Annotated in this window: 9 protein-coding genes; 7 read left to right on the forward strand and 2 right to left on the reverse strand. The window is 72.6% G+C overall.

From position 1 onward, the window contains the following. Nucleotides 1-3 precede the first annotated feature (3 nt). Nucleotides 4-1,026, reverse strand: a complete 1,023-nt coding sequence (locus tag FHX71_RS04560; RefSeq protein ID WP_182614622.1) for a LacI family DNA-binding transcriptional regulator — start codon at nucleotides 1,024-1,026, stop codon at nucleotides 4-6. A 191-nt stretch (nucleotides 1,027-1,217) separates the two neighbouring features. On the opposite strand from FHX71_RS04560, the gene FHX71_RS04565 reads away from it, so the two are divergent. The 4 genes from FHX71_RS04565 to FHX71_RS04580 all read left to right on the forward strand — a co-directional run bounded on the left by FHX71_RS04565 (nucleotide 1,218) and on the right by FHX71_RS04580 (nucleotide 6,710). Next, nucleotides 1,218-2,522 (forward strand): ABC transporter substrate-binding protein, encoded by a 1,305-nt coding sequence (locus FHX71_RS04565; protein WP_182614623.1) that lies wholly within the window; start codon nucleotides 1,218-1,220, stop codon nucleotides 2,520-2,522. 113 nt (nucleotides 2,523-2,635) lie between these two features. Further along, entirely contained in the window at nucleotides 2,636-3,565 is a 930-nt protein-coding gene (locus FHX71_RS04570) for a carbohydrate ABC transporter permease (RefSeq protein WP_182614624.1), read from the forward strand. Nucleotide 3,566: 1 nt separating this feature from the next. After that, nucleotides 3,567-4,460, forward strand: a complete 894-nt coding sequence (locus tag FHX71_RS04575; protein WP_220489483.1) for a carbohydrate ABC transporter permease — start codon at nucleotides 3,567-3,569, stop codon at nucleotides 4,458-4,460. Nucleotides 4,461-4,508: 48 nt separating this feature from the next. Next, the gene (locus tag FHX71_RS04580; protein ID WP_182614625.1) at nucleotides 4,509-6,710 is read left to right on the forward strand and encodes a glycoside hydrolase family 127 protein; all 2,202 of its coding nucleotides are present in this window, start codon (nucleotides 4,509-4,511) and stop codon (nucleotides 6,708-6,710) included. A 915-nt stretch (nucleotides 6,711-7,625) separates the two neighbouring features. Here FHX71_RS04580 and FHX71_RS04585 read toward each other — a convergent pair. Then, nucleotides 7,626-10,769: a family 43 glycosylhydrolase gene (locus FHX71_RS04585; protein ID WP_246402208.1), complete on the reverse strand. Its 3,144-nt coding sequence runs from the start codon at nucleotides 10,767-10,769 to the stop codon at nucleotides 7,626-7,628. Nucleotides 10,770-11,104: 335 nt separating this feature from the next. Between FHX71_RS04585 and FHX71_RS04590 the strand changes: the two genes are divergently transcribed. The 3 genes from FHX71_RS04590 to FHX71_RS04600 all read left to right on the forward strand — a co-directional run bounded on the left by FHX71_RS04590 (nucleotide 11,105) and on the right by FHX71_RS04600 (nucleotide 20,046). Next, complete coding sequence (locus tag FHX71_RS04590) at nucleotides 11,105-15,847, forward strand: discoidin domain-containing protein (RefSeq protein WP_220489488.1); 4,743 nt, start codon at nucleotides 11,105-11,107, stop codon at nucleotides 15,845-15,847. A 276-nt stretch (nucleotides 15,848-16,123) separates the two neighbouring features. Further along, a complete protein-coding gene (locus FHX71_RS04595; protein WP_220489490.1) occupies nucleotides 16,124-18,139 on the forward strand; it encodes a glycoside hydrolase family 127 protein in 2,016 nt (671 codons plus the stop codon). Then, nucleotides 18,136-20,046: an Ig-like domain-containing protein gene (locus FHX71_RS04600; RefSeq protein WP_182614626.1), complete on the forward strand. Its 1,911-nt coding sequence runs from the start codon at nucleotides 18,136-18,138 to the stop codon at nucleotides 20,044-20,046. Before FHX71_RS04595 ends, FHX71_RS04600 begins: the two co-directional genes overlap by 4 nt. Nucleotides 20,047-20,050 lie beyond the last annotated feature (4 nt).

Consider the following 20,050-nt stretch of genomic DNA (forward strand, 5'->3'; position numbering starts at 1 on the left):
GGGTCACGGGACCGGGACGGACGACTCCCGGGTGACTATGCGGCACGGTAGCTCCTCGATGCCCGAGGCCGCCTGTCCTTCGATGGCCTCGAACAGCCGCCGCGCGGCGACCCGCCCGACCTGCTCCAGGTTCATGTCGACGCTCGTGAGCTGCGGCCGGGTGTTCGTCGTGAGCACGGCCCAGTTGTCGAAGCCGATCACCGAGATGTCGCGCGGCACGTCGCGGCCCGACTCCCGCAGCGTGTCGAGCACGCCCCGGGCGATCTGGTCGCTGCCGCAGAAGAAGCCGTCGACGTCGGGGTACTGGTCCAGGATCATGCTCGCCACGCCCCGGCCCCACCCCTCGCTCCACGACCCGAAGAAGGTGCGGCCGCCCACGAGCTCCAGGCCGGCCTCGGCGATCGCGCGCTCCGCGCCGCGGCTGCGGTCCTGCGCCGCCGCGTAGGAGGCGTCGCCCGTGACGTGCGCGATCCGGCGGCGTCCGCAGGACATCAGGTGGTCGATCGCGAGGCCGCCGGCGTTCACGTTGTCGGCGGTGATCGAGATGTCGTCGGGGTTCTCCGACGGCGCGTACGCGTAGACCACGGGCACCGGCAGGTCGCCGGCCAGCGGCGGGCGCGGGTCGGTCCGCGAGCCGACGACGATCAGGCCCTCGACCCGGCGGGACAGCAGCGCGCGGATGTGGTGCTGCTCCCGGATGGCGTCGCCGCGCGCGTCGCACAGGAAGACCGACACCTGCCCGGCGCCGAACGCGTCCTCGGCCCCCATCAGCACCGGGATCGAGAACCGGCCCTCCAGGTCGGACGTGAGCAGGCCGACCGTGCCCGTGCGCCCCTGGAGCAGCCCGCGCGCCAGCGCGTTGGGCGCGAACGAGAGCTGCTCGGCGGCCTCCAGCACCCGCGTGCGGGTCTCGGCTCGCACCTGGGCGCGCCCGTTGATGGCCTTCGAGGCGGTGGCGATCGAGACCCCCGCGAGGCGGGCGACGTCGGTCAGGGTGGCGGTGCGCGGCGTTTCGCCCGAGGCCATGGCTTCCTCCTGTGAGAAGTCGATGTCGAACCGTACCGAAAAGGTGTAACACAAACGTGACGAAGGTTCGTCCTTGACGCGGTGGCAAGCCCACCCTACAGTCGCAGAAAGCCTTTTCGGACGGTTTCGGCATCGCGTCTTCCGCGAGCTTTCCCACCGGCCGAGTGACGACGAAGTCAAGGAGACGGATGATGGCTACCCACCGCAGGGCGAGCGCGAGGCTCGTGGCCTCCTTCCTCGCGGCCGGCCTGGCGAGCACGGCGCTCGCCGCCTGCAGCACGTCCAGCGCGGACGGCGGCACGCAGGAGGCGCAGGTCTCGGCCGAGGGCGTCGACGACGGCACGGAGCTCACGCTCTGGACCCGTGCCCCGCTGGAGCAGCAGGCGAACCTGCTCGTCGAGGCGTACAACGCGTCGCACGAGAACCAGGTCGCGCTCACGGTCGTGCCGAACGACGACTACGTGGCGAAGGTCGGCGCCGCCGCGGGCAGCGGCGGCCTGCCCGACCTGTTCGCGGCCGACATCGTGTACGTGCCCAACTGGGTCCAGCAGGGCCTCTTCGCGGACGTGACCGACGCGGTCGCCGAGCTCGACCACGCCGACCAGATCAACCAGGGCCACCTCGACGGCGGCACGCTGGACGGCCGGCAGCACGTGCTGCCCTTCGTGCTCGACGTGTCGGTCATGTTCTACAACAAGGACCTCTACGAGCAGGCGGGCCTCGACCCCGAGCAGGGCCCGACGACGCTGGCCGAGTTCTCCGAGCAGGCCAAGGCGGTCGACGAGCTGGGCGGCGACGTCAACGGCACCTACTTCGGCGGCAACTGCGGCGGCTGCCTCGTGTTCACGTGGTTCCCCCAGATCTGGGCCGGGGGAGAGGACGTCATGAACGCCGAGGGCACGGAGTCGCTGCTGGCGGGCGACACCGCGCAGGAGGTGTACGGCGTCTGGAAGGACCTCGTGGACTCCGACGCCGTGGGCGAGGGCTCGCAGGAGGAGACCGGCGCCACCTGGACCGGGCCGTTCCTCGAGGGCGAGGTCGGCGTGATGCCGTTCCCGGCGACCATGCTCGCCACGGCCGACGAGGCGCTCGGCGAGGTCGGCGTGGCCCCCATCCCGGGGCCCGACGGCGGAGCGTCCACCTTCGTGGGCGGCGACGGCATCGGCATCTCCAAGGACTCCGAGAACGCCGACCAGGCCTGGAACTTCATGTCCTGGCTGATGTCGGAGGAGGCCCAGGTCGAGGTGCTGGCCAAGAACGGTGACGTGGTCTCGCGTGCCGACCTGGCGGAGAACGAGTACTCGTCGCAGGACCCGCGGGTCCTGGCCGTGAACGAGGTCGCCGCGCAGGGCCGCACCCCGCTGGCGATCAACTTCCAGCAGGCCTTCAACGCCCCCGGCAGCCCGTGGATGACCATGATCCGCAACGAGGTGTTCGGCGACGGCGGGACCGTCGAGACGGACAACGAGGAGATCACGGCGGTGCTGGGGCAGTAGCCGCCCCGGCCGAGAACGGCCGGCGTGGTCCCGTCGCGACGCGCGGCGGGACCACGCGGCCCCTCGGCACCGAGCCCGTCCTCCGCCGTCGTCCCGTGAACGAGGAGCCACCCGTGCCCGCGAAAACCTCCGCCCGTCCGCCCACCCGGCCCGCCGTCGTCGCCGTCGCGCGCCGCCGTGCCCTGCACGGCTGGGGCTACGCCGCCCCGACCGCCCTGCTCGTCGTGGGCCTGTTCGTCCTGCCGGTGCTGCTGGTGGGCCAGATGTCGCTGTCCGACTGGCCGCTCCTGTCCGGCAACCAGGGCCTGAACGCGCCGCAGAACTACGTCGACGCGCTCACGCACCGGTTCTTCTGGGACTCGGTCGTCTTCACGCTGAAGTACACGGTGATCGCCACGGTGCTGCTCATCGGCCTCGGCCTGGGGCTCGCGCTGCTCGTGCAGGAGTCGAGCCGCTGGTCCGCGGTGCTGCGCACGTCGATCCTGGTGCCCAGCGCGCTCGGCCTCGCGTCGGCGTCGCTGCTCTTCTACGCGCTGTACTCGCCCCAGGTGGGCCCGCTCTCGCCACTGCTGCAGCGGCTCGGGCTGGCCGACGGCCCGGTGTCGTTCCTCGGCAGCCCCGACAGCGCGCTCTGGTCCACGGTGTTCCTCGTGGTCTGGCGGTTCGCGGGCTTCTACATGCTGCTGCTCATGGTGGGGCTGCAGGGCATCCCGCACGAGGTGATCGAGGCCGCCCGGATGGACGGCGCCAACCGGTGGCAGAGCTTCGCCCACGTCACGCTGCCGCTGCTGCGCCCGTCGCTGGCACTGTGCACGGTGCTGTGCGTGACCGGCTCGCTGCTGGCGTTCGACCAGTTCTACATCCTGACCAAGGGCGGGCCGGACAACAGCACGCTCACGGTCGTCCAGCTCATCTACAACGTGGCCTTCCAGGGACAGAACGACCTCGGCATCGCGGCAGCGCTGTCGATCGTCGTCCTGGTCGTGCTCGTCGTCGTGAACGTGGCCCAGATGCGCGCCATGCGCGCAGGCCAGGAGGACTGACATGACCACGACCGCACTCCCGGCCGCCCCGGCCCGCCCGCAGGCGCGGCGCCGTCCGCGCGCACCTCGGTCCCGTCTCGCGGGGGTCGCCCTGCGCACCCCGTACTGGGTCCTGACCGGCGGGCTCGCCCTCGTCTTCGTCTTCCCGCTGATCTGGGCCGGGGTCGCCTCCGTGGCGCCCCAGCCCGGCAGCAGCCAGGTCGACGGCTGGGGGCTGGGCAACTACGCCACCCTCATGGAGTACCAGGCCGGCCTGCCCCAGTACCTGCTCAACTCCACGCTCGTGTCCGGGATGACGGTGCTGTTCACGCTCGTCGCCTCGGTGCTGGGCGGCTACGCGTTCTCCCGGTTCAAGTTCCCGGGCCGCAACGTGCTGTTCCTGCTCACCCTCGCGATCCTCATGGTCCCGTACGCGACGCTGCTCATCCCGCTGTACGTGATGCTCAACGCGATCGGCCTGCAGAACACGCTGGTCGGCCTGGCGCTCGTGCTCACGGTGTTCCAGCTCCCGTTCGCGACGTTCATGATGCGCATCTCGTTCGACGCCGTCCCGCGCGAGCTGGACGAGGCCGCCCTCGTGGACGGTTGCTCCTCGTTCCGGGCGCTGCGCACCGTGCTGCTCCCGGCGGTCAAGCCCGGCGTCATCACCGTGGGCCTGTTCGCGTTCCTCGCGGCGTGGAACGACTTCGTCGCGCCGCTGATCCTCATCTCCGACTCCACCAAGGTCCCGCTCCCGCTCGCCGTGGCGAACCTCCGGGCCCAGGTCATGGGCATCGTCGACTACGGCGCCACCGAGGCCGGCGTCGTCGTCATGGCGCTGCCGTGCGTCGTCCTGTTCCTCCTGCTCCAGCGGCACTACGTCCGCGGGTTCATGTCCGGTGCGCTCAAGGGCTGACCGCCCGTGCCCCGCTCAGCCCGTCCACCACTTCCCGGAGGTCTCCGCATGCTCTTCCCGACCGGACACCGTGGCGCCGCCGCGCCCGCGCCCGTCGTGCCCTCGACCGGGCGGCTCACACCCCTCGGCCTCGACCAGGTGCGCATCACCGGCGGCCCCTGGGCCCGACGTCAGGAGGTGAACGCGACCGCCACCCTGGCGCACATCGAGCACTGGCTCGAGCGCGAGGGCTGGCTGGGCAACTTCGACCTCGCGGTCGCCGGGGGCCTGGCCGGCGAGCTGGCCGAGAAGCGGCGTGGCCGGGAGTTCAGCGACTCCGAGGTGTACAAGCTGCTGGAGGCCATGGCCTGGGAGCTCGGGCGCCGGCCCGACGCCGACCTCCAGGAGCGGTTCGACGCCATTGTGCTCCGCGTGGCCGCCGCCCAGGAGCCGGACGGGTACATCGGCACGCGGTTCGGCCGCCCCGGGCAGCAGCCGCGCTACACCGACCTGGAGTGGGGCCACGAGCTCTACTGCCAGGGGCACCTCTACCAGGCGGCCGCGGCCCGGGCCCGCACCGGCAAGCCCGACGACCTCCTGGTCGACGTCGCCCGGCGCAGCGCCGACCACGTCTGCGCGACGTTCGGGCCGGCCGGCAACCAGGGGATCTGCGGGCACTCCGAGATCGAGCTGGGCCTGGCCGAGCTCGGCCGGGCGCTCGGCGAGCCGCGCTACCTCGCGCAGGCGGCGCTGTTCGTGGAGCGGCACGGGCACGGCACCCTCGCCGACATCGAGTTCGGCCGCTCCTACTACCAGGACGTCGTGCCCGTGCGCGACTCCGAGGTGCTGCACGGGCACGCCGTCCGCGCCAACTACCTGGCCGCGGGCGCGGTCGACGTCGCGGTCGAGACGGGCGACACCGGGCTGCTCGACGCCGTCGCCGGCCAGTGGGCCCGCGCCCAGGCCCGGCGCACGTACGTGACCGGCGGGCAGGGGTCGCACCACCAGGACGAGGCGTTCGGCGACGACTGGGTGCTGCCCCCGGACCGCGCGTACTCGGAGACGTGCGCGAGCGTCGGTTCGGTCATGGTGTCATGGCGGTTGCTCCTGGCCCGCGGCGGCGTCGAGTACGCCGACGCGATCGAGCGCGCCCTGACCAACGTCGTCGCGACCTCGCCGGCCCACGACGGCCAGTCCTTCTTCTACGCGAACACCCTGCACCAGCGTGTCCCGGCCGAGCACGTCGCCGACGACGTCGTCAGCAAGCGCGCCGAGGCGTCGCTGCGCGCCCCGTGGTTCGAGGTCTCGTGCTGCCCGCCCAACGTGGCGCGCACCTTCGCGAGCCTCGCGGCGTACGTCGCCACGGTCGACGACGGTGGCGTGCAGCTCCACCAGTACGCCCCCGCCGAGATCCGCGCCGAGCTGCCGTCGGGGGAGCGGGTCGGGCTCGACGTCGTCACCGACTACCCGGCGAACGGGCGTGTCGAGGTGCGCGTCGTCGAGGCGCCGGCGGGCGACTGGACGCTGACGCTGCGGGTGCCGGCGTGGTCGGGGGTGGCGCGGGTGCGGGTGGGTTCGGGCGGCGGCGCTGGTGCCGTGGGCGGCGGTGACGCTGGTGTCGGCGGCGCAGGCGTGGATGTGGGCGTGGGTGACGGCTCGGGTGCCGGCGTGGATGTGGGCGTGGGCGTGGGCGTGGGTGACGGTGTGCGCGGCGGTGACGACGGTGCTGTCCGCGAGGTGGGTCCAGGGCTCGTCGCGGTGGCCGGTCCGCGGACCGGCGGCGTCGTGGTGCTCGACCTCGACGCTGCCCCGCGGTTCGTCGTGCCCGATCCGCACATCGACGCCGTCCGCGGCTGCGTCGCCGTGCAGCGCGGCCCGGAGGTCCTCTGCCTGGAGTCGGTGGACCTGGAGGCGGTGGGTCTGGGCGCCGGTGCTGACGGTTCGGGCGGCGGCGTGGACGACGTCGTCGTCGACACCTCGGTCCCCCCGTGGGAGGTGAACGGCACGGTCTACGTCCGCGCCGGCCTGCTGCGCGCTGGCGCTGGCGTTGCTGCTGCTGCTGCGGCAAGGGCGGGCGCTGAGGCCGATGCTGCCGGCGCTGGTGACAGCGGTGACAACACTGCCGACGCCGATGCCGGTTGGCCCTACAAGGCAGCGGACGACGTCGTCCCGCACCCGCGCCCCGAGCTGCACGACGTCCCACTGGTGGCGTACCACGACTGGGCCAACCGAGGCCCGGCCACGATGCGCGTCTGGCTCCCGACCCTCTGACCCCACCCACCCACCCCGCCTGCCCTGCGCGGCCGCCGTCCGGCGCCGCACCAAAGTGCGCTTCTACCCTGTCATCACGCCCGAAAACCCCGTGATTCCGGACCCAACGACTGGGTAGAAGCGCACTTCCGTGGTGCCGCTGTCATGGGCCCCGCCGAGCTGTGCTCTGCTCGGCGGGGATCCGGGTTCTCCGTGGGAGAGCATTCGCGAACCGACTGTGTTGCTCTGGGCAGACATTGTCGACTCTGCGCAACACACCTCGGAGACGAAGAGTCACATCGGCCCGCCCCGCCCGCTGCAATCCGCTTGGAACAGAGAAGTGCGGGTCTACCCAGTGATTACGCCAGGAAACTCCCTTGGTTCGGGCCTAATGACTGGGTAGAAGCGCACCTTTGCCCATGCCGCCGCCCAGTTCGGCCGGGCACGAGAACCTCCTGGCGAGAATGCTCGCGAACCGACTGTGTTGCTCGGCGTAGACATTGTCGACTCTGCGTGACACACCTCGGAGATGAAGAGTCACATCCGCCCGTCCCGCCGTGTCCGCCGCGACCCCGCCCAGAACAGAAGTGCGCTTCTACCCAGTCATTGCGCCCGGAAACCCCCATGGTTTCGGGCCTGACGACTGGGTAGAAGCGCACTTCCGTGGTGTCGGTGTCGAGAGGCCCGCCGAGCTGTGCTCTGCTCGGTCAGGGTCGGTCGCGGGGAGAGTGTTCGCGAACCGACTGTGTTGCTCCGGGTAGACATTGTCGACTCGGAGCAACACACCGCGGAGACCTACAGTCACCCCGCGCCGCGCCGAGCGCGCTTCTACCCAGTCATTGGGCCCGGAATCCATAGCGTTTTCGGGCGTAATGGCTGGGTAGAAGCGCACTCTCGGGGGCCGACCGCACGGGACGAGCGGCCCGCCGGGCGGCGTCAGGCCGGGCAGACCAGCGCCCCGTACTGCGCCGGGACCTCGCGCGTCACCTGCTCGCCCTCCACCTCGCCGCGCACCCGGACCGTCACCGTGCCCGCCTCGGCCGACGGCGCGCGGACCGCGAACGACTGGTACGCGGCCGCACCCGGCGCCACATCAGCGAACGAGCGCGTGCCGAACGGCGTGGTGAGCGTGACGTCGACCGGGCCGTCGTGGTCGTTGACGGCGCGCACCGCCAGGGTCGCGCTGCCGGCCACGCACCGGACGGCGGCCGTCACGGTCACCGCGGGCCCCGCCGGACCAGACCCCGGGTCGTCGGCGAGCACCCGCCACTCGGTCGCCGCCACGGCGGCGTACTGGGTGCCGTCGCCGTTGGAGTTCGCGTGGACCGTCGCCCGCAGGCGTGACGTCGTGACCGGCGCGAACGTCATGCGGTTGAACGCGGTGGTGCTCGTGCCGGAGGCCGACGGGTCGGGCACCGGGGCCCACTCCTGGGCGGCCTCGTCCCAGTACGACAGGTCCCAGGAGTCCGGCTGGGCCACGCCCGCGCCGGTGCCCTGCGGCTGGTCGGCCCAGAACTTGATCTCGGCCGCGGTCAGCCGGATCGGCCGGGGCCACGCGTACTGCACCCACTGGGTCGCCGGGTGGTTGCCCGACCACGTGCCCCAGAGCTGTGCCTGCGGCGGGCTCGCGGGATCGAGCCCGTCGTTCAGCGCCAGCACCGAGTTCCAGCCCGCCGTGTACGACGCCGTCGGCATGGCCAGCGCCGCGACGTTGCCGGTCAGCGGCCCGCTCAGGTCGGCGGGGATCGTGACCGTCCGGGCGGTCTCGGCGTTGCCGGCCCGGTCGACGGCGCGGTACCGCACGTCGTGCCGGTCGCCGTCCGGCGCGGAGACCGCGCCGGTGTACGGCTCGAACCCGCCGCCGTCCACCGCGACCTCGATCCGCGCGACGCCGGACGTCGCGTCCGCAGCAGCAAGAGCCACGGACCGCGCCCGCTCGTCCACGGTCGCCGTGCTCCGCGGGGCCGTCGCGTCGATCCGCACGTCCAGCGCGGCCTCCGCCGAGACATTGCCGGCCCGGTCCGTCGCCGTCGCGGTGACGGTGTGCTCGCCGTCGCCCGCCACCTCGACGTCGGTGAACCGGACGGCCTCGGCCACGACGGGCGCGGCGCCGTCGACCGAGGTCGAGAGCGTGACCCGGCCGCCGCCGTCGTCGGTGCCCGCGACCCGGACGCGTACCGCCGAGCGGAACCAGCCGCCCGTGCCGGCGCTGCCGCTCGGGGTGAGCACCACCTCCGGGGCCGTCGAGTCACCCGACGTGTCCGACGGGTCGACGACGGTCACCGTCGCCGACACCCGGCCCGCGGCGTAACCGAGCACCGAACCCTCGACCTCCAGCGAGCCCGGCGAGGCGACGTCGTCGGCGGTGAGCGCGTCCCAGAAGGCCGGCACCGACAGGGAGACCCCGCCCGGGTAGGTCGCCCGCACAGCACCGGGCAGGTCCGTCTCGCCGACCTCCACGGTCAGCCGCCCCGGCTCCACCGAGTCGGCCTGCTCCGCCAGCACCTTCCACTCCTCGACGGCGACGGCGGAGTACGTGGACCCGTTGGTCGACGCGTCGAACACCGCGCGGAGCTGCGTGGTCGTCACCGGGTCGAACGACGTCGACTGGAAGCCCGCGGTGCCCGTGGGATACCCGGAGGCGCCGGGCACGTCCGCCCAGGCGCCGTCGTCGGCGTCCCAGAACTGGATGCGCCACGCGTCCGGCGCGGCCACGCCCACCCCCGAGCCGCGGGGCTGGTCGTTCCAGAACTCGATCTGCGACCCGGACACGCGTACCGGCTGGTCCCAGGTGTACTGCACCCACTGCTGCGGCGGGTTGTTCCCGGTCCATGTGCCCCACATGTCCGGCGGCAGCGGGTTGGGCCGCACGATCTCGTCGTTGAGCGCCTTGACCCAGTACTGCGTCGGCACGGGGTCGTTGGACACCGTGACGCGGGCCTCCTGCGCGACGTTCGCCCGTGGCGTCCGGTCCGGCTCCCGCTCCGGCGTGATGGTGACGGGGCGCATCCGCGGCGGGTCCTGCGTGTCGTCCCACTCGACCTTGTCGATCGCGACCGACCGGCGGAAGTGGTTGCCGCCCTCGGCGTCGGCCGTGTGATAGGCGATCCACCACTGGCCGTCCAGCTCGACGATGCCCGGGTGGCTCGTCGTGGAGGAGACGGGCGGGAGCACCGTGCCGCGGTAGGTCCAGGGTCCGGTGGCCGACGGCGCCGTCGCGTACGCGATGCACGCGTGGTAGTTCGCGGGCGTGCAGGCGCTGGTCGGGCCGGCGTTGTTGCCGGCGTACGCCAGGTAGTAGGTGCCGTTCCGCTCGAACAGCCAGGGCGCCTCGAAGAACCCGGTCAGGCCGGTCACGGTCCGGACGTCGCCCACGGGGGTCCTCATGTCCTGCGCGAGCTCGACGCGGCGCAGGTTGCCGAAGCTGCCCCAGTACATGTGCACGCGGGCCTCGGCGCCGACGCCGTCCACGAGCACGGTCGGGTCGATGTTGTGGATCGTGTTGGGCGTGGGTACCCGCTGCGAGACGATCGGCCCGCCCGCGTGGTCGGTCCAGGGGCCGGTGGGGGAGTCGGACACGGCGACGCCGATGCCGAACTTGTCGCTCGACGGGCTCGCCGCCTCGTGCACGGGGACGTACCAGTAGTACCGGCCGTCGAGGCCCTCCTGCACCTCGCCCGCGTACGCGCGGCCTGGCGTCGCCCAGTCGAACACGTCCTCGGGGCGCATCAGGGACGGGTGGTGGGTCCACTCGCCCGCCTCGGGGTCGGCCGTCACGAAGGCGCCCCACTCGTTCATGATGAAGTCGTTGCGCGTCTCGCCGGCCTCGTCGTGGCCGGTGTAGACGTAGAGCTGGTCGCTCCCCGTGTCGTTGCCGGGCGCCCCGGCCGGGACCACCAGCGGGGCGGGGTCGGCGGAGTAGTAGCTCCCGTCGGCCAGGATCGGGTTCTGCGTGCTCGTGAACTCGTACGAGTCGGCAGCCTGCGCCGCCAGGGGCGCCGCCGGTACGGCGAGCGCGGCGACCACCACCGCCCCCAGCGTGCCGGCTGCGGCCGGCCGTCCTGCTCGGACCTGTCTCATGTCGTCCTCCAGTCGTGGCACTTCGTCGTGGCGCACTGACGCGCCGACCCTGCCACACGGCCGTGCACCCAACAATGGGTTTCGGTGTTTTTCGGTATGGATGAGGCCGCAACGGGTGATCTCATACCGAAAACACCGAAAACCATTGCCGGAGTCGGAGGGGTGATGCTTCACTGGTCCGCGCCGGGCCCCTCGATGGTGAGCGGGCCGGCGGGAACCACCACCTGGCGGACAGCGTCGCGAGCCAGGGTGGGGTGCGCAGCGATGCGCGGCCTCCGCCCGTGCGGCACACCTCGTCCGTCCGAGTGCCTGGCAGTCGACGGAGAGGACATGTGATGTCGGCACGAACACGAAGAGGCGCGGTGGCGGCGTTCGCCGCGGCCGCGATGGTCGTCTGCGGGGGCGCCGCGGTGCTGCCCGCGGCGCACGCGGCACCCGCGGTACGCACGGCGGTGCTGCCGGGCAACGAGGACGACGTCGGCGTCTACACGAACGGCCTGACGGACTCCCTGGACATCGGCGACCCGGTCTACCGCAACCTGGACGCCGTGCAGGACGCGCTGGAACCCGGTGTCCCGTACACCGCGGACAGCATGTACCGCTCGATCTTCGAGTCCGACGTCGCTGCCGGGGGCACCGACTTCTACCTCGACCGGGTCCTGGGCGTGACCGGGGCGTCGGGCAACAACGTGCTCCAGACCCGCGGCCGCACCCTGTACCTGCGCGGCGCGGGCGCCGCGAGCTGGAACAGCATGGGCTTCGGCGGCAACGCCTTCGCGGGCGGCCCCAACGACCTGGGCGCCTTCTACACGATCACGGTGCCGGGGCAGACGGTCGCCGAGGTGGGCGCCGCCCGCTTCAACGCGCCGAGCCACGCCAAGGCCCGCTACACGATCGGGTCCACGGGCGTGACGGCGGACCTGCGCAAGCTCATCACCTACGACAACACCGCCCTGTCCGCGCTCACGTTCACCAACCCGGGCGCCAGCGACGTCACTTTCACGGTGCGCGCGGCCTCCCCGGTCGCGCGGGCCGCCGCGGACGCCGACGACGAGCTGACCGGCACGCGCACCCTGACCAGCGGCGCCAACAACGGGCTGGTCGACACCCCGTGGTCGTCGGTGACCGTGGGCCTGAAGGCCGACGGCTTCACGCGCAGCGGCACGAACCTGGACCGTGAGGTCACGGTGCCGGCCGGCGGCACGCTGGACCTGTCCGTCGTCGGCTCCCTGTACTCGGCGAGCCTGCCGGACGGCGAGGACCAGCTCCGCGAGTACGCGGCCCTGACCCCGGACGACGCGTTCCGCACCGGCGTGACCGCGTTCAACGAGCGCTGGGCGCAGGACATCCCGTACATCGACGTGCCGGACCCCGCGATCGAGAAGGCGATCGTGTACCGCTGGTGGGGCGAGCGGTACAACAGCCTGGACGCGAACGAGCCGGGCTACGTCTACCAGTACCCGACCACGATCGAGGGCGTGAACCTCTACCAGAACTCGGTGGTGCTCACGCAGCCGATGCACCTGCAGGACACCAAGTGGATCCGGAACCCGTACCTGGCGTACGGGCAGGTGCTGAACGTCGGTGAGCTGTCCGGCTCGTCGGCGTTCCTGGACAGCCCGGGCCACACGAGCTGGAACAACCACTACTCCCAGTACCTCGGCACGGCCGGGCTGGAGGCGTACAACGTGCACGGCGGCGGGGCCGACGTCGCCGAGCGGTTCGCGTACTACTTCGAGCAGGACGGCGTGGGCCAGCTCGAGCACTACGACGGCAACGACGACGGCCTGATCGCCTACGACACCAACTACATGCCCGGCAACGACGCCGACGCGATCAGCTTCGGCTACCCGCGCTCCAACGGCGGGGCGCCGGGCGCGCGCACCATCGAGCGGCCCGAGTCGGCGTACGTCTGGGGCGCGTTCGACGCCGCCAGCAAGCTGTACGAGATCGCCGGGGCGGACCCCGAGCGCGTGACCAGCACGGCCGCCGAGGCCGACCGCATCCAGGAGGCCGTGCTCGACCGCCTCTGGAGCGAGGAGACGCAGATGTTCCTCGCCGGCACGTCGCACGGCGCGACGTCGGCGGCGTCGTCGGGCGGCAGCGCCAACCCGCTGCCGGCGGGCGAGCGGGACCTGATCCCGGCCAAGGAGTCCAACCTGTACGACATCTACGCGGAGAACCTGATCCCCGCGGACGACTGGGAGCAGTACGTCGACGGGTTCCGGTTCCTGCGCTACGGCGACAACTTCCCGGTCTTCCCGTTCTACACGGCCAACCAGTACGACCGGTCGAAGTACTCGATCGGCGGGTCCAACAACTTCTCGAACATCAACTTCACGGTCCAGTACCGCGGGGTGCGCGCCGCGCTGCGCGACTACGACCCCGAGCAGCGGTACATCACGCCGGAGTACGCGGCCAAGCTGCTCGACTGGATGGCGTGGAGCATCTACCCGAACGGTGACGCGCGGCTCGCCAACCAGGCCGAGTACTACTCGGGCTGGAACGCGGCCAACCAGACCTTCAACCGCAACAACCCGAACCACGTGATGCTCGGCAACATGAGCTACATCTTCGTCGAGGACATGGGCGGCATCCAGCCCCGGTCCGACGACCTGATCGAGCTCGACCCGATCGACCTCGGCTACGAGCACTTCATGGTGAACAACCTGCGCTACCACGGGCAGGACGTCACCATCGTCTGGGACCCGGACGGCACGCACTACGGGCTCGGCGCGGGCTACTCGCTGTTCGTCGACGGCGACCGCAAGGCGAGCGCCGACGCCATCGGCGGCTTCGTCTATGACCCGGCCGCCAACGAGGTCACCGCGTCCGACGACGGCCTGGACGTCACGGTCGTGGCCGACGAGGGCGCCGACCTGCCGTCCGCCGTCGACACACCGATCGAGGACGAGCGCGTGGTCTCCTACCTGAAGACCGCGGGCATCGACCTCACCCAGAACGCGGACAACCTGGCCCAGGGCGCGACCCTGAGCTCGTCCGCGACGCAGGACGGCGCCCGTCCGGCCGCGTGGCGCAACTTCCACACGCCCGGCTTCTCCACGAGCTCGATGAACTACACGCCGGGCGCCATCGCGACCACCGAGCGGCCCGTGTCGCTGGCCGCGGTCACCGACGGCGTCACGGTCAACGAGCCGTACTGGGGCAACTACGGCACCCAGGGCGACACGGGGTACGTGGAGCTCGACCTGGGCGAGGCCGTCCCGGTCGACAACGTCAAGGTCTGGTTCGTCGACGACCGCCAGACCGGCGGCTACGCCCCGCCACGCCGGTACTCGATCCAGGTGCCGGACGGGGACGGCGGCTGGGCGGCGGTGCCGGAGCAGGCCAAGGCGCCCAAGGTGCCCGGCCCCAAGGCGAACGAGGCACTCTTCCCGGAGACGACCACCGACAAGGTGCGGGTCGCGTTCACCAACGCCCCCGGCCGCTGGACGGCGATCTCCGAGATCCAGGTGTTCGACTCCGGACGGCCCGTGCCGCCGGTGCAGAACGACCCGCCCACGGTCACCGCGACGTCGGACGACGCCGCGGCCGGCAACCTGTCCACCGTGCTCGTGGCCACCGCCTCCGACGACGGCGTGCCGGAGGACGGCGAGCTGTCCTACGGCTGGGAGACGGTGTCCGCCCCCGAGGGCGCGGGCGTCATCTTCGCCGACGACGCGGCCCTGACCACCCGGGTCACCGGCACGGCCGAGGGCCAGTACGTGTTCCGGTTCACCGCGACCGACGGCGAGCTCAGCACGTCGCGGGACGTCACGGTGACGCTGGCCGAGCGGGAGACGACCGCCGAGTTCGGCCGGCTCGCGACGGTCACGACGAGCGGTTCGGCGTCGTGGGAGAACCCGGCCCGGGTCAACGCGGAGAACACGCCGGCCAGCTCCAACCCCGGCGCGGGCAACGGCTGGGGCACCTGGGGCCAGACCCAGAACGGGACCAGCGCGGCGCAGGCGGCCTGGATCAGGTACTCGTGGAGCGCCCCGGTGCTGGTCAGCTCGACGGACATCTACTGGTACGACGACAACGGCGGCACCCGCACCCCGCGGGCCGACACGTACGTGGTCGAGTACACGACGGACGGGACCACCTGGACGCCGGTCACGCTCGCGGACGGCTCGACCTACGGCGGGGCGCTGGCCCGCAACGCCTACAACAAGCTCGCGTTCGAGCCGGTCGAGGCGAGCGCGCTGCGCATCCGGATCACGGGCGTGCAGTCCGGCGGCGCGGGCACCGGTGTGCTGCGCTGGCGGGTCAACGGCGACACCGTGGACTCGGTCGCGAGCCCGGTGATCATGCGGACCACGGTCGGCGTCGTGCCCGAGCTGCCTGGCGCGCTGGACGTCGTCTACTCGGGCGGCACGCGGGGCACCCTGCCCTTCACCTGGCAGGAGGTCACGCCGGCGATGGTCGCCGAGACCAACGTCGAGCCGTTCACGGTCTACGGCACCAACGCCGAGCACGGGCTGATCGCCCAGGCGCAGGTGTACGTGCGGCCCGAGACCGCCCAGGACGGCATCGCCATCCAGGGCGCGGAGCAGTTCGAGCGGACCGTCGACGTCGGCGAGCTGCCCCACCTGCCCACCCGCGTGGCCGTGTCCTACAACGACGGCTCGCGCGACAACCAGGCGATCGGCGTCGAGTGGGACTTCGACGAGTCGCTCGTCGAGCGGCCGGGCGTGCACGTGGTCACCGGGCGGCTGATCCTGCCCGACTACGTGAGCGAGGCGGGCACCACGCAGACCACGCTCACGCTCACCGTGCTCGGCGACCCCGCCGAGGGGCCCGTGGTCACCGCCACGGCCGAGCCGCGCTGCCTGGCGGGCCGCGCCACGCTCGCGGTCCGGGTGGTCAACGACGAGGACGGCCCGCTCGACATCGCGTTCGCCACGCCGTTCGGCGACAAGTCGTTCTCCGGCGTCGCCCCGGGCGGTGCGGCCTACCAGTCGCTCGCCACCCGTACGGCGTCGGTCACGGCGGGCACCGTCACGGTCACGGCGTCCGACGGCGACGGCCGTACCTCCGAGATCCGCGTCGAGTACCCCGCGCTCACGTGCGGCTGACGGAAGGGAGCACCATGCACCGCGACAACCGGAGCACGAGCACCGAGGTCTCCCGCCGGTCCCTGCTCCGTCTCGGAGCGACCGGCCTCGCCGGGGGGCGTCGCCGCCCTCGGGCTCACCAGCGGGGCGGCCTCGGCCGCCCCGCTGGGGGCCACCCCCGCCGCGGCCGGACAGGCCGCGGCGGCGGGGGCCCGCCTGCCCCGCCGCTACCTGCGCCTGCTGGACCGGTCGCCGGCGTCCGACCGCTGGCTCGCCGAGCCGTTCCCGCTGGCCGACGTGAGCCTCGCGCCCAGCGTCGCCACCCGGTCGCAGGACCAGCTCCTGCACCTGCTGCGGGTCTATCCCGTGGACCGCGTGCTGGCGGTCTTCCGCCGCAACGCGGGCCTCGACACCCGGGGTGCCAACCCGCCGGGCGGCTGGGAGGGCTTCGGCCACGCCAACGAGCAGCCCTGGGGCCCGGACGACTACCCGGGCCGGGCCAACGTGCAGACCGCCAACCTGCTGCGCGGCCACTACGGCGGCCACTTCCTGTCCGCGCTCGCGCTCGCGTGGGCGTCCACGGGGGAGCAGGTGTTCAAGGACAAGGTGGACCAGGTCGTCGCCGGCCTGGGCGAGGTCCAGGCGGCGCTCGCCGCGATGGACCGGTTCAGCCACCCGGGCTTCCTGGCCGCGTACGGGGAGTGGCAGTTCAGCCGCCTGGAGGGCTATGCCCCGTACGGCGAGATCTGGGCGCCCTACTACACGTGCCACAAGATCATGGCGGGCCTGCGCGACGCCTACCAGCTCGCGGACAGCGACCAGGCCCTGGAGGTCTGGGCCCCGATGGCGGACTGGGTCTCCGGGCGCCTGGACCCGCTGCCCGCCGACCAGCTCGAACGGATGTGGGGCATCTACATCGCGGGCGAGTACGGCGGCATGAACGAGGTGCTGTGCGACCTCGCGTCGATCACGGGGGAGGACAAGTACCTCGCCACGGCCCGGAAGTTCGACCTGAACCCGCTGGTCGACGCCTGCGCCGAGGGCCGGGACACCCTCAACGGCAAGCACGCCAACCAGCACATCCCGCAGTTCCCCGGCTACCTCAAGGCCTACGAGCACACGGGCGAGGAGCGGTACCTGGACGCCGTCACGGGGTTCTGGGGCATGGTCGTGCCCGGCCGCACCTACGCGCACGGCGGGCACGGGGAGGGCGAGCTGTTCGGCCCGCCCGGCACCGTCGCGGGCGACATCGGGGCGCGAAACGCCGAGACGTGCGGCACGTACAACATGCTCAAGCTGTCGCGGCTGCTGTACCTGCACACCCTCGACCCGAAGTACATGGAGTTCTACGAGCGCGGCCTGCTCAACCACATCGTCGGCTCCAAGCGGAACACGCAGTCGGACACCAGCCCCGACGTCACCTACATGTACGGCGTGAACCCCGGCACCCGCCGCGAGTACGGCAACACCGGCACCTGCTGCGGCGGTACCGGGCTGGAGAACCACGTCAAGTACGCCGACACGGTGTACCTGCGCTCGTCCGACGGCGCCGCGCTGCACGTCAACCTGTACCTCGCCTCGACGCTGGACTGGCCCGAGCGCGGGCTGCGCGTGGTCCAGGAGACGCAGTACCCGAAGGCCGGGTCCTCGCGGCTCACGATCGAGGGGTCGGGCGAGCTCGACCTGCGCCTGCGGGTGCCGGGCTGGGTGCGGCAGGGGTTCACGGTCCAGGTCAACGGCGTGGACCAGGATCTGGACGTCGTCCCGGGGGAGTACGTGAGCATCGACCGCACCTGGGCGTCCGGCGACGTGGTCGACGTCGACATGCCGTTCAGCGTGCGGGCCGTGCCGGCGATCGACGACCCGGCGGTGCAGAGCATCGAGTGGGGGCCGACCGTGCTGCTCGTCCGGGACCCCACGACGAGCTACCTGGACATCTCCCTCTACGGGCACATGGGCCTGGACGGCACCCTCGACAGCGCCTTCGAGCCCACCGGCGACGGCTACTTCCGGCTCGGGGACCGCGTGCTCGAACCCGCCTGGTCCGGCGACCACACCACGTACCACATGTACGTGCGCCGGGCGGAGCCACGGGTCGTCTTCGCCGGCCTGGACAGCGGCGTCGCCAACGCGGCCCGTCCCGACGGCACCACCCTGCTCGACGCCGTCTGGGCCGACGGCGGGTTCGCCACCCGGGCGGCCTTCCTCGCCCAGGTGCAGCGCACCACGGAGCGGTTCACCGCCGACGGGCTGCTCAGCCGCCGGGACGCCCAGCGCGTCCTGCTCACCGCGGGAAAGGCGGACATGGCATGACGACCACCACCGCACGCAGGGTCCGGGGGCGGCGTGCCGCCGCCGTCGTCGGAGCGCTCGTCCTGGCCCTGGCGGGCCTCACGCCCGCCGCGGCGGCGGACGCCGAACCGGCGAACGTCGCCGCCCTGGCCGTGCCCACGGCCAGCTACACCGCCTCCTGGAACCGCGTCGCGTCCGTGAACGACGGCGCCGGCGTCAGCACGGGCGGCGCCCACGACGCGACCTGGGCCACCTGGGGCGAGGACCCGCGCCCCGCGAGCCAGTGGCTGGAGTACACGTGGGAGTCGCCGGTCCGGGTCGACCGCTCGGCCCTGCGCTTCTGGTCCGACGGCGAGACCGCCAACGGCGACAACGTGCGCGTCCCCACGTCCTGGAAGGTCCAGTTCTGGGACGCCGACGCCGGGGCGTTCGCCGACCTGCCCGCGCCGAGCGGCTTCCCGACCGACCGCCTCGGCGTCAACGTGACCACCTTCGAGCCCGTGGAGACCACCCGGCTGCGCGCCACCTTCCAGGCTCTGCGGGGCGGGACGCAGAACACGTACTCGGCCGTCGGCGTCTCCGAGTGGGAGGTCTGGGGCACGGGCGGCGTGGTCGAGCCCGAGCCGGAGGACCCGTTCGGCCCGATCGACCACACGCCGGTGCACATCCCCACGCAGGTGGGCGAGCTGCCGCCGTTGCCGGACCGGCTCGACGCGGTCTACGAGGACGGCCGCGTGGTCCGGGTCGCGGTGACCTGGGCCGAGGTCACGGCCGACGACGTCGCCGAGCCGGGCTCGTTCGAGGTCACGGGCGCCTCGCCCGACCTCGTGGAGCCCGTGACCGGCACCGTCCACGTGCGCGACGGCGCGCCCGGCGACGTCGTCGGCGTCGACAACGTCGCCGTGGTCACCCTCGCCGGGACCGCCCCGGTGCTGCCGCCCGCGGTCACCGCCGAGTACGAGGACGGCTCGCGGGACAGCCGCATCCCGGTGACCTGGGCCGACGTCGACCCCGCGGACTACGCGGAGGCCGGCGGGCTGTTCCTGGTCGCCGGGGAGGTCGAGGGCACGGACGTCCCGGCCGAGGCCGTGGTGTTCGTCCTGGAGCCCGACGACGCCGAGGACACCTCGCCGCCGTCGGTCACCCTGACCACCGCGCCGGCCGCGGCGCCGTCGGGCTGGTACCTGGCGCCCGTCACGGTCACCGTGCGGGCCACCGACAACCGCGACCCCGACCCGCGCGTCGAGGTGGCGGTCGACGGCGGCGACCCGGCGCCGTACGCCGGGCCGTTCACCCTGGAGGACGGCACGCACACCGTGCGCGTGACGGCCACCGACGCCGCGGGCAACACCGGCGAGGCGGAGCGCGAGCTGCGCGTCGACTCCGCCGCGCCCGTGACCACGGCGTCCGTCGAGAACCTCGGCGCGAGCGTCGAGATCACGCTGGAGGCCACCGACGGCGAGGGGTCCGGCGTCGACCGCGTCCAGTGGGAGGGGCCCGGCACCTTCTGGGGCACCTACACCGGGCCGTTCACCCGGGCGCTGACGGAGACCGAGCAGGTCATCGAGTTCGCCGCCACGGACACCGCGGGCAACGCCGAGGAACGCCGGTCGCTCACGCTCCCGGCCGCCGGGGCGGACCTGCCCGTCACGGCGGAGGCCTCCGCCCGCTGCGTCGCGGGCGCCGCGCACGTCGCCGTGCGCGCCGTCAACGGGTCCGACGTGCCGGTCGACGTCGTGCTCACCACCGAGCACGGCACGCGTTCGGTGGCGGGCGTCGAGCCCGGCGCCGCCGCCTACCAGTCGTTCGCCACCCGGGCCGCCGCGGTGCCGGAGGGCGCCGCCTCGGTGACCGCCACCGGGACCGTCGACGGCGAGGAGGTCACCGTGCGCAACGACCTCACCGTCCCGGCCCTGTCCTGCTCGTGACCGC

Source organism: Promicromonospora sukumoe, assembly GCF_014137995.1.
Classification (GTDB): domain Bacteria; phylum Actinomycetota; class Actinomycetes; order Actinomycetales; family Cellulomonadaceae; genus Promicromonospora; species Promicromonospora sukumoe.

Coding starts and splice junctions, on each gene's coding strand:
- FHX71_RS04560 (WP_182614622.1), bottom strand. CDS start 1,026: ATGGCCTCGGGCGAAACGCCGCGCACCGCCACCCTGACCGACGTCGCC.
- FHX71_RS04565 (WP_182614623.1), top strand. CDS start 1,218: ATGGCTACCCACCGCAGGGCGAGCGCGAGGCTCGTGGCCTCCTTCCTC.
- FHX71_RS04575 (WP_220489483.1), top strand. CDS start 3,567: ATGACCACGACCGCACTCCCGGCCGCCCCGGCCCGCCCGCAGGCGCGG.
- FHX71_RS04580 (WP_182614625.1), top strand. CDS start 4,509: ATGCTCTTCCCGACCGGACACCGTGGCGCCGCCGCGCCCGCGCCCGTC.
- FHX71_RS04585 (WP_246402208.1), bottom strand. CDS start 10,769: ATGAGACAGGTCCGAGCAGGACGGCCGGCCGCAGCCGGCACGCTGGGG.
- FHX71_RS04590 (WP_220489488.1), top strand. CDS start 11,105: ATGTCGGCACGAACACGAAGAGGCGCGGTGGCGGCGTTCGCCGCGGCC.
- FHX71_RS04600 (WP_182614626.1), top strand. CDS start 18,136: ATGACGACCACCACCGCACGCAGGGTCCGGGGGCGGCGTGCCGCCGCC.